15 protein-coding genes and 1 tRNA gene are annotated in these 14,086 nt (G+C 58.9%); 13 read left to right on the top strand and 3 right to left on the bottom strand.

What is annotated here, in order from left to right:
* Positions 1 to 46 precede the first annotated feature (46 nt).
* The 13 genes from ruvC (at position 47) to ACNQP3_RS22295 (ending at position 9,512) form a co-directional block, all read left to right on the top strand.
* Complete coding sequence (ruvC, locus tag ACNQP3_RS22355) at positions 47 to 571, top strand: crossover junction endodeoxyribonuclease RuvC (protein WP_012273769.1); 525 nt, start codon at positions 47 to 49, stop codon at positions 569 to 571.
* 109 nt (positions 572 to 680) lie between these two features.
* Positions 681 to 1,298 carry a Holliday junction branch migration protein RuvA gene (gene ruvA, locus ACNQP3_RS22350; RefSeq protein ID WP_012273768.1) on the top strand — a complete coding sequence of 206 codons (618 nt, stop codon included), beginning with the start codon at positions 681 to 683 and terminating at the stop codon, positions 1,296 to 1,298.
* Positions 1,295 to 2,341 (top strand): Holliday junction branch migration DNA helicase RuvB, encoded by a 1,047-nt coding sequence (gene ruvB, locus ACNQP3_RS22345; RefSeq protein WP_012273767.1) that lies wholly within the window; start codon positions 1,295 to 1,297, stop codon positions 2,339 to 2,341. The genes ruvA and ruvB overlap by 4 nt, the downstream gene beginning before the upstream one ends.
* Positions 2,342 to 2,466: 125 nt before the next feature.
* Positions 2,467 to 2,919, top strand: a complete 453-nt coding sequence (ybgC, locus tag ACNQP3_RS22340; protein ID WP_012273766.1) for a tol-pal system-associated acyl-CoA thioesterase — start codon at positions 2,467 to 2,469, stop codon at positions 2,917 to 2,919.
* Positions 2,920 to 2,921: 2 nt separating this feature from the next.
* Positions 2,922 to 3,617 (top strand): protein TolQ, encoded by a 696-nt coding sequence (tolQ, locus tag ACNQP3_RS22335; RefSeq protein ID WP_010952367.1) that lies wholly within the window; start codon positions 2,922 to 2,924, stop codon positions 3,615 to 3,617.
* 14 nt (positions 3,618 to 3,631) lie between these two features.
* A complete protein-coding gene (tolR, locus tag ACNQP3_RS22330) occupies positions 3,632 to 4,084 on the top strand; it encodes a protein TolR (protein ID WP_012273765.1) in 453 nt (150 codons plus the stop codon).
* A complete protein-coding gene (gene tolA, locus ACNQP3_RS22325; protein ID WP_264316476.1) occupies positions 4,084 to 5,202 on the top strand; it encodes a cell envelope integrity protein TolA in 1,119 nt (372 codons plus the stop codon). The genes tolR and tolA overlap by 1 nt, the downstream gene beginning before the upstream one ends.
* A gap of 26 nt (positions 5,203 to 5,228) precedes the next feature.
* Positions 5,229 to 6,500 carry a Tol-Pal system beta propeller repeat protein TolB gene (tolB, locus tag ACNQP3_RS22320; protein WP_012273763.1) on the top strand — a complete coding sequence of 424 codons (1,272 nt, stop codon included), beginning with the start codon at positions 5,229 to 5,231 and terminating at the stop codon, positions 6,498 to 6,500.
* A 54-nt stretch (positions 6,501 to 6,554) separates the two neighbouring features.
* Positions 6,555 to 7,055: a peptidoglycan-associated lipoprotein Pal gene (gene pal, locus ACNQP3_RS22315; RefSeq protein WP_012273762.1), complete on the top strand. Its 501-nt coding sequence runs from the start codon at positions 6,555 to 6,557 to the stop codon at positions 7,053 to 7,055.
* Between the two features lie 6 nt (positions 7,056 to 7,061).
* Positions 7,062 to 7,868, top strand: coding sequence for a tol-pal system protein YbgF (gene ybgF, locus ACNQP3_RS22310; protein WP_012273761.1), 807 nt, complete (start codon positions 7,062 to 7,064; stop codon positions 7,866 to 7,868).
* 167 nt (positions 7,869 to 8,035) lie between these two features.
* Positions 8,036 to 8,683 (top strand): 7-carboxy-7-deazaguanine synthase QueE, encoded by a 648-nt coding sequence (gene queE, locus ACNQP3_RS22305; RefSeq protein WP_012273760.1) that lies wholly within the window; start codon positions 8,036 to 8,038, stop codon positions 8,681 to 8,683.
* Complete coding sequence (gene queC / locus ACNQP3_RS22300) at positions 8,683 to 9,387, top strand: 7-cyano-7-deazaguanine synthase QueC (RefSeq protein ID WP_256098722.1); 705 nt, start codon at positions 8,683 to 8,685, stop codon at positions 9,385 to 9,387. Before queE ends, queC begins: the two co-directional genes overlap by 1 nt.
* Positions 9,388 to 9,436: 49 nt before the next feature.
* Positions 9,437 to 9,512 (top strand) — tRNA-Lys (locus ACNQP3_RS22295).
* 338 nt (positions 9,513 to 9,850) lie between these two features.
* Here ACNQP3_RS22295 and ACNQP3_RS22290 read toward each other — a convergent pair.
* From ACNQP3_RS22290 to ACNQP3_RS22280, 3 genes are all read right to left on the bottom strand, one after another.
* Complete coding sequence (locus tag ACNQP3_RS22290) at positions 9,851 to 11,104, bottom strand: site-specific integrase (protein ID WP_023628688.1); 1,254 nt, start codon at positions 11,102 to 11,104, stop codon at positions 9,851 to 9,853.
* Complete coding sequence (mobH, locus tag ACNQP3_RS22285) at positions 11,101 to 12,996, bottom strand: MobH family relaxase (protein WP_028690576.1); 1,896 nt, start codon at positions 12,994 to 12,996, stop codon at positions 11,101 to 11,103. The genes ACNQP3_RS22290 and mobH overlap by 4 nt, the downstream gene beginning before the upstream one ends.
* 94 nt (positions 12,997 to 13,090) lie before the next feature.
* Entirely contained in the window at positions 13,091 to 14,038 is a 948-nt protein-coding gene (locus tag ACNQP3_RS22280; RefSeq protein WP_023628686.1) for a hypothetical protein, read from the bottom strand.
* Between the last annotated feature and the right edge of the window lie 48 nt (positions 14,039 to 14,086).

The raw sequence follows: 14,086 nt of genomic DNA, 5'->3' as shown, positions 1-14,086 counted from the left end.
TTGCCCGCGAATAGACCGGTGAAATTGGTAAAACTCCGCAGGTGTTATGACTCTGATTCTTGGTATCGACCCCGGTTCGCGCATCACCGGTTACGGTGTGGTCCGTCAGACCGCCCGTGGTTGCGAGTACGTGGCATCGGGTTGTATCCGCACCGGCAGCGGCGAGCTGCACGAGCGGCTGCAGATTGTTTTTCGGGGTGTCAGTGAAATCATCGCCCAGCACGGCCCGGTGACCATGGGTATCGAGCGGGTGTTCATGGCCCGCAACGCCGATTCGGCGCTAAAGCTCGGCCAGGCCCGTGGCGCGGCCATCGTCGCCGCCGCCGAGGCCGGCCTGGAAATCGCCGAATACAGCGCCACCCAGGTCAAGCAGGCCGTGGCCGGCACGGGTGGGGCCAACAAGGAGCAGGTGATGATGATGGTCATGCACCTGCTGAAATTGACGCAAAAGCCACAGATCGATGCCTCCGATGCCCTGGCCATCGCCCTGTGCCACGCTCACACCCGTTCCAGCTTGGTACCACATGGCCTGGCCACGGCACGGCGACGCGGCGGGCGCTTGCGTCTGTAGGCGCTTCATGCGCTGATACATATTTTGTTCGGGTGATGCGTTCACCCGCTGCATTTGCTGATAGGGTTGAGCGGTCTTTGACCGGCTCCCCGAGAGGAAGGATCGGAACGTGATTGGACGTTTGCGCGGCACCCTGGCGGAAAAACAGCCGCCGCACCTGATTATCGACGTCAACGGCGTGGGATACGAACTGGAAGTTCCCATGACCACGCTGTACCGTCTGCCCAAGGTGGGCGAAGCCGTCACCGTGCATACCCACCTGGTCGTGCGCGAAGACGCCCACCTGCTCTATGGCTTTGCCGAAAAGCGCGAGCGCGAGTTGTTCCGCGAGCTGATCCGCCTGAACGGCGTGGGGCCGAAGCTGGCCCTGGCGCTGATGTCCGGGCTGGAAGTGGACGAACTGGTGCGCTGCGTGCAAGCCCAGGACACCTCGGCCCTGGTGCGCGTGCCCGGTGTTGGCAAAAAAACCGCCGAACGCTTGCTGGTCGAGCTCAAGGACCGCTTCAAAGCCTGGGAGACGTCACCGGCCATGTTCACCCTGGTGTCCGACGGGCCGTTGCCGGTCGCCAGCGAGTCCAGCGCCGAGGCCGATGCGGTCAGTGCCCTGGTCTCGCTCGGCTACAAGCCGCAGGAAGCCAGCAAGGCAATCGCTGCGATCAAGGACAAGGCCGGCTTGAGCAGTGAAGAACTGATCCGCCGCAGCCTGAAAGGGATGATAACCAAGTGATCGAAGCCGACCGCCTGATCGCCGCCAGTGGCCGCGACCGCGAAGAGGTCCAGGACCGTGCGATTCGCCCGCTGAGCCTGGACGATTATATCGGCCAGCCGGTGGTGCGCGAGCAGATGGCGCTGTTCATCCAGGCGGCGCGTGGCCGCAGCGAGTCGCTCGATCACACGCTGATCTTTGGCCCGCCAGGCCTGGGCAAGACCACCCTGGCCAACATCATCGCCCATGAAATGGGCGTGTCGGTGAAGAGCACCTCGGGGCCTATTCTGGAACGCCCTGGCGACCTGGCAGCCATGCTGACCAACCTCGAGCCGCACGATGTGCTGTTCATCGACGAAATCCATCGGCTGTCGCCGGTCGTCGAAGAGGTGTTGTACCCGGCCATGGAGGATTTCCAGCTCGACATCATGATTGGCGAAGGCCCGGCGGCGCGTTCGATCAAGCTGGACCTGCCACCGTTCACCCTGGTGGGCGCTACCACCCGTGCCGGCATGCTCACCAACCCGTTGCGTGACCGCTTCGGTATCGTCCAGCGCCTGGAGTTCTACAGCGACAAGGACCTGGCCACCATCGTCAGCCGTTCGGCCAACATCCTTGGCCTGGCCATCGAAGACCTCGGCGCCTACGAGATCGCTCGCCGCGCTCGGGGTACGCCGCGTATCGCCAACCGCCTGCTGCGCCGGGTACGCGACTACGCCGAAGTACGCGGCAAGGGCCAGATCACCAAGGCCGTGGCCGACATGGCGCTGAACCTGCTGGACGTGGACGAGCGTGGTTTCGATCATTCCGACCGCCGCCTGCTGTTGACCATGATCGAAAAATTCGATGGCGGCCCGGTGGGCGTGGACAACCTGGCCGCGGCCATCAGCGAAGAGCGTCATACCATCGAGGATGTGCTTGAGCCGTACCTGATCCAGCAGGGCTACATCATGCGTACGCCGCGCGGCCGCGTGGTCACCCGGCATGCCTACCTGCACTTTGGCCTGAATATTCCCGGGCGCTTGGGGGAGGGTGGTGATTTTTCCGAGCCAGGCGATGAATGACAGATCGAAAGCGACTTTTCGTGGTCCTACCGCTGGCATGCCCAAAGTGCGCTGGCAATAAGACATCAATGAAGAAAAAACAGTTGCCACAGCGGATTGGCAAGCTGAGGAGTAAGCACTAGAGTATGCGCGCGCAAAATCAGCTCGAACCGTTCGCACACCGTTGTCGCGTCTATTACGAAGATACCGATGCGGGCGGCGTGGTGTATTACGTCAACTACCTGAAATTCATGGAGCGCGCGCGCACCGAACGCCTGCGGCACCTGGGCTTTTCCCAGTCGCAACTGGCCGAAGACAACCTGCTGTTCGTGGTTCATTCCAGCGAAGCGCGGTATCACGCGCCGGCGCGGCTTGATGACGAACTGCGGGTGACCGCGCAAGTACTTGAACTCAATCGCGCCAGCTTGCGCTTCGTGCAGCAGGTCTGGCGGGAAAAGGATGACACGCTGCTTTGCGAAGGGCAGTTCCTGGTGGCCGCCGTGCGCGCCGACACTTTCAAACCCCGAGCCATACCCCCCCAGCTGCGCGAAGCCTTTATGGCGGACGGCTCGGGTAATCAATCGAATGCAGGAGAATAAGCGTGGAAGCTAACGTCGTCGACCATACCTCCATGTGGAGTCTGGTCAGCAATGCCAGCGTGGTGGTACAGCTGGTAATGCTGACCCTGGTGGCCGCCTCGGTCACCTCATGGATCATGATCTTCCAGCGCAGCACCATGCTGCGCGCCGGTCGTCGTGCGCTGGATGCCTTCGAGGAGCGCTTCTGGTCGGGCATCGACCTGTCCAAGCTGTACCGCCAGGCAGGCAGCAACCCAGACCCGGACTCTGGCGTGGAGCAGGTGTTCCGTGCCGGCTTCAAGGAGTTCTCGCGCCTGCGCCAGCAACCGGGCGTTGACCCGGACGCGGTGATGGAAGGCGTTGGCCGTGCCATGCGCGTGGCCATTTCTCGCGAGGAAGAAAAACTCGAACAGAGCCTGCCGTTCCTGGCCACCGTTGGTTCCACCAGCCCGTACATCGGCCTGTTCGGTACCGTATGGGGCATCATGAACTCCTTCCGCGGCCTGGCCAGCGCCCAGCAAGCCACCCTGGCCACAGTCGCCCCAGGTATCGCCGAAGCGCTGATCGCCACCGCCATCGGCCTGTTCGCAGCGATCCCGGCGGTCATCGCCTACAACCGTTTCGCCGCGCGCAGTGAAGTGCTGATCGGTCGTTACTACACCTTCGCCGACGAGTTCCAGGCGATCCTGCACCGCAAAGTGCACACCAGCGAAGAGTAATCAGGTAGAAGCCCATGGCCCGAGTTCGCCACAAACGCAAGCCCGTCGCCGAGATGAACGTGGTGCCCTACATCGACGTGATGCTGGTGCTGCTGGTCATCTTCATGGTGACGGCGCCCATGCTCAACCAGGGCGTGAAGGTCGACCTGCCCAAGGTTTCCAGCGAAGCCTTGCCGCAGGACAACAACGTCCAGATCCTCACCATCTCCATCAAGGCCGATAAAACCTACTACTGGAACCTTGGCAGCGAAGTCGATACCGACAAGCAGATGGACAAGGCCATGACCTTGCCTGACATGACCAATGCAGTGACCAAGATCATTGCTGCCGGCCGTGACCAGGGCAAGCAAACCCAGGTGTTCATTCGTGGCGACAAGGCTGTCGACTATGGCGCGGTCATGGGTGCCATGGGCGGGTTGCAGAAGGCCGGTGTCGGTAACGTTGGCCTGATTACCGAGGCGCCCTGATGCAACAGCGAGAGCCATCCGCCTCGGAAAGCTACTTCTGGCCCAGTGTCTGGGCCATCGGCCTGCATGTGCTGGTGTTCGCCCTGCTGTTCGTCAGTTTTGCCATGACGCCTGAGCTGCCGCCTTCCAAGCCGATCGTTCAGGCTACCCTGTACCAGCTCAAGTCCAAGAGCCAGGCGACCACCCAGACCAATCAGAAGATTGCCGGGGAAGCGAAGAAAACCGCTTCGCGCCAGACCGAAGTCGAGCAGTTGGAGCAGAAGAAGGTCGAGCAGGAAGCAGTGAAGGCTGCGGAACAAAAGAAAGCCGACGCTGCTCAAAAGGCCGAGGAGGCCCGCGAAGCCGCCGAGGCGAAAAAAGCCGAAGAAGCTGCCAAGGCCGCAGAAGCCGCCAAGGCTGCCGAAGCCAAGAAAGCTGCCGAAGCCAAGAAGGCCGACGAGGCGAAGAAGGCTGCCGAGAAGCAGCAGGCCGACATCGCCAAGAAGAAGGCCGAGGACGAAGCCAAGAAAAAAGCCGAAGAAGAGGCCAAGAAAGAGGCCGCTGAAGAGGCGAAGAAACAAGCCGCCGAGGACGCCAAGAAAAAGGCAGCCGAGGAGGCCAAGAAGAAAGCAGCCGAGGACGCCAAGAAGAAGGCGGCGGCCGAGGACGCTAAGAAGAAGGCAGCTGAAGAGGCCAAGAAAAAGGCCGCTGCAGACGCCCAGAAAAAGAAGGCACAGGAAGCGGCCCGCAAGGCGGCAGAAGACAAGAAAGCCCAGGCCCTGGCCGAGCTGTTGTCCGACACCACCGAGCGGCAGCAGGCGCTGGCCGACGAGCAGGGTGACCAGGTGGCCGGCGACTTCGACGACCTGATCCGCATGCGCGCGGCCGAGGGCTGGGCGCGTCCGCCTTCCGCGCGCAAGGGCATGACGGTGGTCCTGCAGATCAACATGTTGCCGGACGGTACCATCACCAGTGTCAGCGTGGCCCGTTCCAGTGGTGACGGCCCGTATGACAGTTCGGCGGTGGCTGCGGTGAAGAACATTGGTCGTTTGACCGAGATGCAGGGTATGAAGCCGAGCGATTTCAACCAATATCGTTCGTTCAAGATGACATTTACACCTGAGGATCTAGCGTTGTGATTAAACGTCTGAGAGGACTGCTGGTCATGCTGTGCTGCGTGGCAGGCATGGCGGTGGCAGAGGAAAAGAACATCCTGGTCACCAGTGGCAGTGACCGGGCTACACCCATCGCGGTAGTGCCGTTCGGCCTGCAGGGCGGCAGCGTGCTGCCCGAAGACATCGCCGACATCATCGGCAACGACCTGCGCAACTCTGGTTACTACTCGCCGATTCCGCGGCAGAACATGATCAGCCAGCCGTCGCAGGCCAGCGAAGTGATCTTCCGTGACTGGAAAGCGCTGGGTGCCCAGTACGTGATGGTCGGCAGCATCGTGCCGTCGGGCGGTCGCCTGCAGGTGCAGTACGCGCTGTTCAACGTCGCCACCGAGCAGCAAGTGCTGACCGGTAGCGTGGCGGGCAGCACCGACCAGCTGCGCGACATGGCGCACTACATTGCCGACCAGTCGTTCGAGAAGCTCACCGGCATCAAGGGGGCGTTCTCTACCCGCATGCTGTACGTGACGGCCGAGCGCTTCTCCACCAACAACACCCGTTACACCCTGCAGCGTTCGGACTACGACGGTGCGCGTGCGGTAACCCTGCTGCAGTCGCGTGAACCAATCCTGTCGCCGCGCTTTGCGCCGGATGGCAAGCGTATCGCCTACGTTTCGTTCGAGCAGAAGCGCCCGCGTATCTTCATTCAGAACATCGATACCGGTCGCCGCGAGCAGGTGACCAACTTCGAAGGCCTGAACGGCGCGCCAGCCTGGTCGCCGGACGGTTCGCGCCTGGCGTTCGTGCTGTCCAAGGACGGCAACCCGGACATCTACGTGATGAATGTGGCTTCGCGCCAGATCAGCCGTGTGACTGCCGGCCCAGGTATCAATACCGAGCCGTTCTGGGGTAAGGATGGCAACACCCTTTACTTCACTTCCGACCGTGGCGGCAAACCGCAGATCTATAAACAGTCGGTCAGTGGTGGCGGTGCCGAGCGTGTAACGTTCGTGGGTAACTACAACGCCAACCCGAAACTTTCGGCAGACGAAAAGACCCTGGTGATGATCCATCGCCAACAGGGCTTTACCAACTTCAAAGTGGCGGCACAGGACTTGCAGCGCGGAAGTGTAAAGATTCTGTCTGAAACAAGTCTTGATGAGTCTCCCACTGTCGCGCCAAACGGCACCATGCTAATCTACGCCACCCGCCAGCAGGGCCGGGGAGTCTTGATGCTCGTGTCGCTTAATGGCCGCGTGAGGCTCCCACTTCCTACCGCTCAAGGCGAAGTCAGAGAACCGTCCTGGTCCCCTTACCTGAACTGATTGCGGCGTAATACGTTTTGCTTAACACACTGGGGTTTCATTAGGAGTTTCACGATGGAAATGCTGAAGTTTGGTAAATTTGCTGCGCTGGCTCTGGCCATGGCTGTAGCTGTAGGTTGCTCCTCGAAGGGCGGTGATAACGCAGGCGAAGGCGCTGCTGTAGATCCTAACGCTGGCTACGGTGCCAACACTGGCGCTGTTGACGGTTCCCTGAGCGAAGAAGCCGCCCTGCGCGCAATCACCACCTTCTACTTCGAATACGACAGCTCGGACCTGAAGCCAGAAGCCATGCGCGCTCTGGACGTTCACGCCAAGGACCTGAAGTCCAACGGCAACCGCGTTGTTCTGGAAGGCAACACCGACGAGCGCGGCACCCGCGAGTACAACATGGCTCTGGGTGAGCGTCGTGCGAAAGCCGTTCAGCGCTACCTGGTTCTGCAGGGCGTTTCCCCTGCTCAGCTGGAACTGGTTTCCTACGGCGAAGAGCGTCCAGTTGCCACCGGCAACGACGAGCAGTCCTGGGCTCAGAACCGTCGCGTAGAACTGCGTAAGTAAGTTCTTATGCGTATGTGCCGCCGTGTAGTAACCGTCCTCGCACTCAGCCTGCCGCTCGCGGCCTGGGCTGAGGTCCCTGTAGTAGATGACAACGCAGGCAGCTATCCGCCTGCGGGTTATGGCACGAGCGGCGCCTATGCCGGGTCAGGGGCTTCGGCCCCTGCCTCTGCACAGGGCCAGCTGTTCATGCAGCTGCAACAGATGCAGGATCAGCTTTCCCGCCAGCAAGGCATCATCGAAGAGCTGCAAAACGATGTGTCGCGCATGAAGCAGGAAAACCTGGAGCGTTACCAGGACCTGGACCGTCGCATCAACAGTGGCGCTGCGCCTGCCGCAACCCCTGACAATTCCACCGGTGGTGGTGCGTCCAATGCCGCCCCGGATGCAGCAGCAGGTGCTGCTGCGCAACAACCGGCCGCCAGTAGCGAGCCCGGTGATCCGGCGAAAGAAAAGCTTTACTACGATGCTGCTTTCGACCTGATCAAACAGAAAGACTTCGACAAGGCCAGCCAGGCGTTCAACGCATTCCTGCGCAAGTACCCAAACAGCCAGTACGCCGGCAACGCGCAGTACTGGTTGGGTGAAGTGAACCTGGCCAAGGGTGACCTGCCAGGCGCAAGCCAGGCCTTCGCTCAAGTAAGTCAGAAGTATCCGAAGCACAGCAAGGTGCCCGATTCACTGTACAAACTGGCCGATGTCGAGCGCCGTATGGGGCATACCGACAAGGTCAAGGGCATCCTGCAGCAGGTTATTACCCAGTACCCCGGCACCTCGGCCGCGCAACTGGCTCAGCGTGACCTGCAGAAGCTCTGAGTGTCGTAGTTGCACCGCTCGAAAGAAACCCGCGCCAGTCGCGGGTTTTTTCGTTAGAATCACTGCCCTTTTTTCGTAAACACGCTGCTGCGGATAACGCTATGTCGAGTCCGCAACAGTGCCTGAGGAGGCGGGCAGCCTGTTTAGCTGTCACGCCCGTGGCGAGCATGCAAGACACATTACGCATCACCGAAGTCTTTTACTCTTTGCAGGGTGAAACGCGAACGGCTGGGTTGCCCACCGTATTCGTGCGCCTCACAGGTTGCCCCCTGCGCTGCCAGTACTGCGACAGTGCCTATGCCTTCAGTGGCGGTACCCTTCGCACCCTCGATTCGATCCTTGAGCAGGTGGCCGGTTTCAAACCGCGCTACGTCTGTGTCACCGGTGGTGAGCCATTGGCCCAGCCCAACGCCCTGCCGTTACTGCAGCGGCTGTGTGATGCCGGGTACGAAGTGTCGCTGGAAACCAGCGGTGCGTTGGACATTACCGGTACCGACACCCGCGTCAGCCGTGTGGTCGACCTGAAAACCCCAGGTTCCGAAGAATCGCACCGTAACCGCTACGAGAACATCGAGCAGCTGACCCGTAACGACCAGGTCAAGTTCGTCATCTGTTCCCGCGAGGACTACGACTGGGCAGTTTCCAAGCTGATCCAGTACAACCTTTCCGAGCGTGCGGGTGAGGTGTTGTTCTCGCCGAGCCACCACCAGGTGAAAGCCAGCGACCTGGCGGACTGGATCGTTGCCGACAACCTGCCCGTGCGCTTCCAGCTGCAGCTGCACAAGCTGCTGTGGAACGACGAACCCGGACGTTGATTGAGGAGCACCTACACATGATCGATAAACGCGCAGTAATCCTGTTGTCCGGGGGCCTGGACTCGGCCACCGTAGTTGCCATGGCCAAGGCCGAAGGCTACAGCTGCTACACCATGAGCTTCGATTACGGCCAGCGCCATCGTGCCGAGTTGAATGCCGCTGCCCGCGTGGCCCGTGACCTGGGAGTGGTGGAGCACAAGGTGATCGGGCTGAACCTTGACGGCATTGGCGGTTCGGCGTTGACCGACAGCAACATCGATGTGCCGGAAGCCCCAAGTGAGGGCATCCCGGTCACTTATGTGCCAGCGCGCAACACCGTGTTCCTTTCGCTTGCCCTGGGCTGGGCCGAAGTGTTGGAGGCGCGTGATATTTTCATTGGCGTCAATGCCGTGGATTACTCCGGCTACCCGGATTGCCGCCCCGAGTTCGTCGAAGCCTTCGAGCGCATGGCAAACCTGGCGACCAAAGCCGGTGTAGAGGGGCAGGGTTTCCGCATCCAGGCGCCGCTGCAGAACATGAGCAAGGCGCAGATCGTGCAGGCCGGTATGGCCCGCGGTGTGGATTACAGCCTGACCGTTTCCTGCTACCAGGCCGATGATGACGGCCGTGCCTGTGGCAAATGCGACAGCTGCCGCCTGCGCGCCGACGGCTTCAAGGCCGCCGGTGTCGAAGACCCAACGCGGTATTTTTCAAAGGTTTTTTGATGGGGTGTTGATTTCTCGTTAGAAATCAGTATTATACGCGCCATCAAATGGGTCGTTAGCTCAGTTGGTAGAGCAGTTGGCTTTTAACCAATTGGTCGTAGGTTCGAATCCTACACGACCCACCATTATTCACAGCGGTTCGTGAGTGCTAGAGAGGGGGGCTTGCCACAGCCATGTCTAGTCTTGCAGCCGTCTGGAGCGAACCTTAGGCTCGCTTCGGCGTGATGTCAATATGGAATAGCCCGCCACTTATGGCGGGCTTTTTCGTTCCTGGGCCAAAAAACTCAATGACTTAGGGGATTTGCGGGCTGCTCACCTCCGCGAAACCTCGCTTCGCGACGTCTCCAAAACACGCGCAGCCAAAGGCATGGCGCCAGTTTCCTAGCACCAGTGACCTGGAACAGTTATGTGCTATCTGCCCTGCTTCAGCTAACCATGTAGTGGCTCATTGCCATTCGTCGGTTCAGAACTTCGGGGAGGCACGGGCGTTGTACACAGTGCCTGCGACAGCAGAATGAGATCGAGCAAAAGGTGTAGACCCTGTTGTCGATGCCATCAGGCTGAACAGAAGGCTTGGTTGAAAGAGATCTTCGGGCGGTAGCAAAGCACTGGCACAGCTCTGCCTGAACTCAATCAGCAGACGTTCTGGTGCCGAGCAGCCACCTCCTTGATCATCTTCTTCGATCGTTATTCGTCGACCAGGCTCTGTGCGGGTACCGCTTTCACCAGGACGCGAATTTGGTGCACTACATTCATCCACCCGACGTACAAGCCTCAATGCCCCCTGCTGCATGCTGCGCTCGTGCAGTACGTCTCGCATGTGGTCATAGTCGGCTTCGATGTAGCTCATAGTGGTTGCGATGTTCGAATGGTTCAGCAGGTTCTTGGTCAGGTGGATGTTTCTTTCCGGCTGCTTCATCAGATCGGTTGCAAGCGTGTGCCTGAACCGGTGCGGAGTCATCCGCACCCCGAGCCTGATGATCAGCTTCTTGTACATCGCCTCGACCTGGTCCGAGTTCATTTCATGCCGCTTGTAATGGCGGGAGAAACGATTGACGTTGAACAGCTGGTCATCGGCGGCAAAGCCCGCTCGACGAGCTTCATCGACGAGGCGCTGAATGTGCGGCGCTAGCCCATCCATGATGGGAATGCGAAACTCGCGGTGTGTTTTTTCGGTTTCGCCGCGGACGAGAACCAGCCGTCGATCCCAGTCCACATCCTTGAGCCGGATGCATAGCAGTGCATTCAGCCGTATGCCGGTGTAGTAGAACATCTCGAAAGTTGCCAGCCAGAACCACGCTGGTGTGATTCTGGCCCGGTCCCCAGTCGACTCCTCCTGGTCAGCAAGACTTCTGAGCCACCGCCTTGCACGGACGATCGCTTCGCCGGCAATGATTTTGCTCTGTCGCTTCGGTGCAATTACCGTCGTCTTCTTGAATGGGTTCACATCGGTGTTGGGAAGAATCCCGTACTCGATGCCGTACCCCCATATTGTTCGGAGGTGATTGGAGTAAGTGTTCCAGCTGCGCTTCGACAGACCTCCTTCAATCAGCTTGTTCCTTAAGGCAAGGACGTCCCGTCGATCGATGGTCTCCACATCAACAGCGTTACCGAAGTTCTTTTCCAGCTTCTTCATTGCCGCGCCGTAGATTTTCGCGCTGGCAGGCCGGAGGTCGTGATCGACGAGGTATTCCCGGAGCAATTTCTGGGGCGTCATTCAGCGGCCCCTTCCGTCACTCGTCGCAAGCTTGGGTTGTTCAGGGGCTGCTCAGCAAAGATCAGCTTCGGATCAAGAAGCAAGTAGCCCCTCAGCTGCGTGGTCTTCCGTGGGCCTACTACATCGTAGGTCCAGATGTTCAGCTGCTTGCTGGTTTTCTGGTGGCTCTTCTCTTTCTCAAATGCGCGTTGTACATGCTGCCAGGCCGCTGTCCCCGGTTTACCGACGATCCTCTCAAGCTCCGGGTGCTCAAGCACATATCGCTTGAAGATCCCAGGGGTAACGAGCATTGCTGTGTCGTCGACGGTGTGAATCAGGGCCTTGGTATCGTTGATGATCAATTTGTGGGAGGCGACCCCGGCTTTGAGCCAGGCGATGAAAGCTCCTCCCAGCGAACTACTCGTAGGCATGGTGGTGACATCTTTTATTGCAGCATTCCTTGCTGTGGCTGCTAGAGAATCGTCAGCCGGCTCTACCTCTTCGAGTCCTTGCTGAGGAGGGGAGGCGGCTGCTGAGCCTGGGCTAGCACTTAGCTCTTCTGATGGCGCAGTGATATTACTATACAGTGACAGTAATTCTTCGCGCTCAGATGATCGGATCCCTTCGGTTGGAGTTGGCTGGACTAGGGCTCGAGGTCGTGCCGGCGGTTGAGTTGCATCGCCCGAGGGGGCGACTGGCTCATCCGGTACCGCACAGACGGTTTCCGCACTGGTGCCCGCCTGCGCGACTGTCTCCGGTTCCTGGTCCAGGGTGAGGCTGCCACCGTATAGAGGGGGGCGTTCGTCCGGATTCGGCCAGACGAGTACCGGCGAGACCTTTAAGAAGGTGAAGCTGTTCTTCCAACCGCGGCCGTTATCGATGGTGGCTTTCCAGATCGCCTTATCCTGGGCATTGGTCTGGATGATTGCCTGGTCCTGCAGCATGTTGAAGAACGGAGCATTGGAGGTTGGCACTCCCTCAATACCCTGGGTCAGCAAGTATGCCCGGAGCTGGTCTGCTGCTGGCTTACTCACCAGCCAAAGCGCATCTTGCGTCAGCCAACCATCTGCCGGTCCATCTGGCTGATTGAGCTTGAGTTTTTCTCGCACCAGGAATCGCAGACCGTCGGCCAGTTGTCGCTGCAGCGATTGCTTTGGGGCCGCCAGCGCGCGTTCAGGATTGCCTCCCAGTTGCTGGGCAACGGAAGCTTTATCCGCCTGGATCACCATTTCGCCGAGGATGCCGGCGTGCTCGTACTGGCCGGCGAGAAGGTAGATCAGTTGCTTCCATAATTCAGGGAAACCGCTGAGCCAGTCCAGGATTCCGGTGTCCAGGACTTGCATGTACACAAGAGCTGAAGCAGCCCCGTGCAGTTGGTACTCCCTACCTTTCACATACTTGAACCGGTAGGGGCGGTTGATCGGGCCGTGCCATGGGTGCCATGCGCGGCCATCTTCGAGCTCGACGCGGAGGTCAACAGCGATCTTCCCCAAGTCGTGTAGCAACGCGCCGTAGGCGGCCGCTGCAGTCCAGGCTTCTGCTTGAGCGGATTGGGACTCCGGTGGAGCGCCTATTGGCAGAAGGTGCGTCTGCCGGATCTTTAGGGCATAGGCCACGATCTCCAGGCCGTGGTCCAGGAGTCCGCCAAGGTGGGCATGGTGATGGTTTTCAGAGGCAGGGAGCAGCTGCACCAGCTCAGCGTAGCGCTCGAGCGGTTTAAGGTAGAGGGTATTGAACTGAGCTCGTGAGAGCGAAGCCCGGCGCCAGATGTTCTCCAGGAGCTGCTGACGGAGTGGGCTCTGCAGGAGAGCAGTAGCCTTCGCCGGCAGATGGAAGCCCTGTGGTGAGGCTTCTGGTGTTGGTTTAGCCGGTTTGCGGCTCAACCAGGAGAGGAGTTGCATAGGGTGCTCCATGGGGTGTGCATGGAGCGGGCTTTTCTCTTAATGCCAAGATGGCATCAACGGTAAAGCGAATTCCGAGGGGAACGGATTTCTTGGCAGATGGCCATCATTCGGGAGGGTAGAGGGTCACGTTGTCCCCCTCTACGACGATGGTGTGCCCGGAGCTACCCAGCCCAAATTCGTTTCTTGAGCCATTAAACGTTCCAGATGGTGTGTTAAAAGTGAAATTTTCAAATATTACGTATTGATAGACGTTGAAGCCCGAACCGTAAAGGCCATCCTTTCCTCTTGGATACTCTTTGAATTGAACATTGTTGTACTCGGGTTTCAGTAGGCTAACAAATGCTTTTTCGGCATCTGCTATAGTGCGCGAGCTATTAATATCCAAAACCATGTCATCCATTTCATCCTCAGGCGCCCATGTCTGAATAATAAGTGGATCAATGTCGAAGAAGAATAATACGATTTCGTCTGAAACTCGATTCGATGGGGTTGGGTAGCGAATCTGTTCTTCTGTAAGGATCTCAACACGACCTTGATGAGCTTTATTTAGCAGTCGCTCGAAACTATCCTGCTTGTTTGCTATCCCAACATAAAGTAGGTCGTAGTTGCAAACAATGGCGTGATTGTTGAATCCTTGTAAGTTTGGGTTCCCCCTAGATTTTTCCCAGTATACTGAATCGGGGGTATACCAGGTGTGTGAGTGCATCTTCTCACCAGGACCTGGACGGTTGTGTCCGATCTGAATTATTTGGTCGTCCCAGGCCGCATGTACCGCTCCCCCAAGGGGTACATTTGCTTGCAGATTAATATAGCCCCAGTCAACTGTCTCTCCTGCTAACTTAATTTCTATCCGGGCAATGTCATTTACTGTGTCGACGATTCGTACATCGCCAAACTCTGTCCGTGGCCTAGCCCCGATCATGTATAACTTGCTACGTTTAAGCTTTGCGGCGAAAGCTGCATTTGCTTCGTCTCTAAAGTCCTTGCTCATGCTGTTTATGAACGGGGGGTGTACCGTCGCAAGGCGGACCATTTTCCCTAAGAAACTCATCGACTAACTCCTTGACGCCCTTTCAGTTTTTGGGCCCTTTCAGGTAAG

The organism is Pseudomonas sp. LFS074 (assembly GCF_047978165.1).
Classification (GTDB): domain Bacteria; phylum Pseudomonadota; class Gammaproteobacteria; order Pseudomonadales; family Pseudomonadaceae; genus Aquipseudomonas; species Aquipseudomonas putida_P.
This window is presented reverse-complemented; position numbering and strand designations above follow the sequence as displayed.

Coding starts and splice junctions, on each gene's coding strand:
- tolB (WP_012273763.1), top strand. CDS start 5,229: ATGCTGTGCTGCGTGGCAGGCATGGCGGTGGCAGAGGAAAAGAACATC.
- ACNQP3_RS22280 (WP_023628686.1), bottom strand. CDS start 14,038: ATGAGTTTCTTAGGGAAAATGGTCCGCCTTGCGACGGTACACCCCCCG.
- tolR (WP_012273765.1), top strand. CDS start 3,632: ATGGCCCGAGTTCGCCACAAACGCAAGCCCGTCGCCGAGATGAACGTG.
- ybgC (WP_012273766.1), top strand. CDS start 2,467: ATGCGCGCGCAAAATCAGCTCGAACCGTTCGCACACCGTTGTCGCGTC.
- mobH (WP_028690576.1), bottom strand. CDS start 12,996: ATGGAGCACCCTATGCAACTCCTCTCCTGGTTGAGCCGCAAACCGGCT.
- ACNQP3_RS22290 (WP_023628688.1), bottom strand. CDS start 11,104: ATGACGCCCCAGAAATTGCTCCGGGAATACCTCGTCGATCACGACCTC.
- tolA (WP_264316476.1), top strand. CDS start 4,084: ATGCAACAGCGAGAGCCATCCGCCTCGGAAAGCTACTTCTGGCCCAGT.
- queE (WP_012273760.1), top strand. CDS start 8,036: ATGCAAGACACATTACGCATCACCGAAGTCTTTTACTCTTTGCAGGGT.
- ybgF (WP_012273761.1), top strand. CDS start 7,062: ATGCGTATGTGCCGCCGTGTAGTAACCGTCCTCGCACTCAGCCTGCCG.
- pal (WP_012273762.1), top strand. CDS start 6,555: ATGGAAATGCTGAAGTTTGGTAAATTTGCTGCGCTGGCTCTGGCCATG.
- ruvC (WP_012273769.1), top strand. CDS start 47: ATGACTCTGATTCTTGGTATCGACCCCGGTTCGCGCATCACCGGTTAC.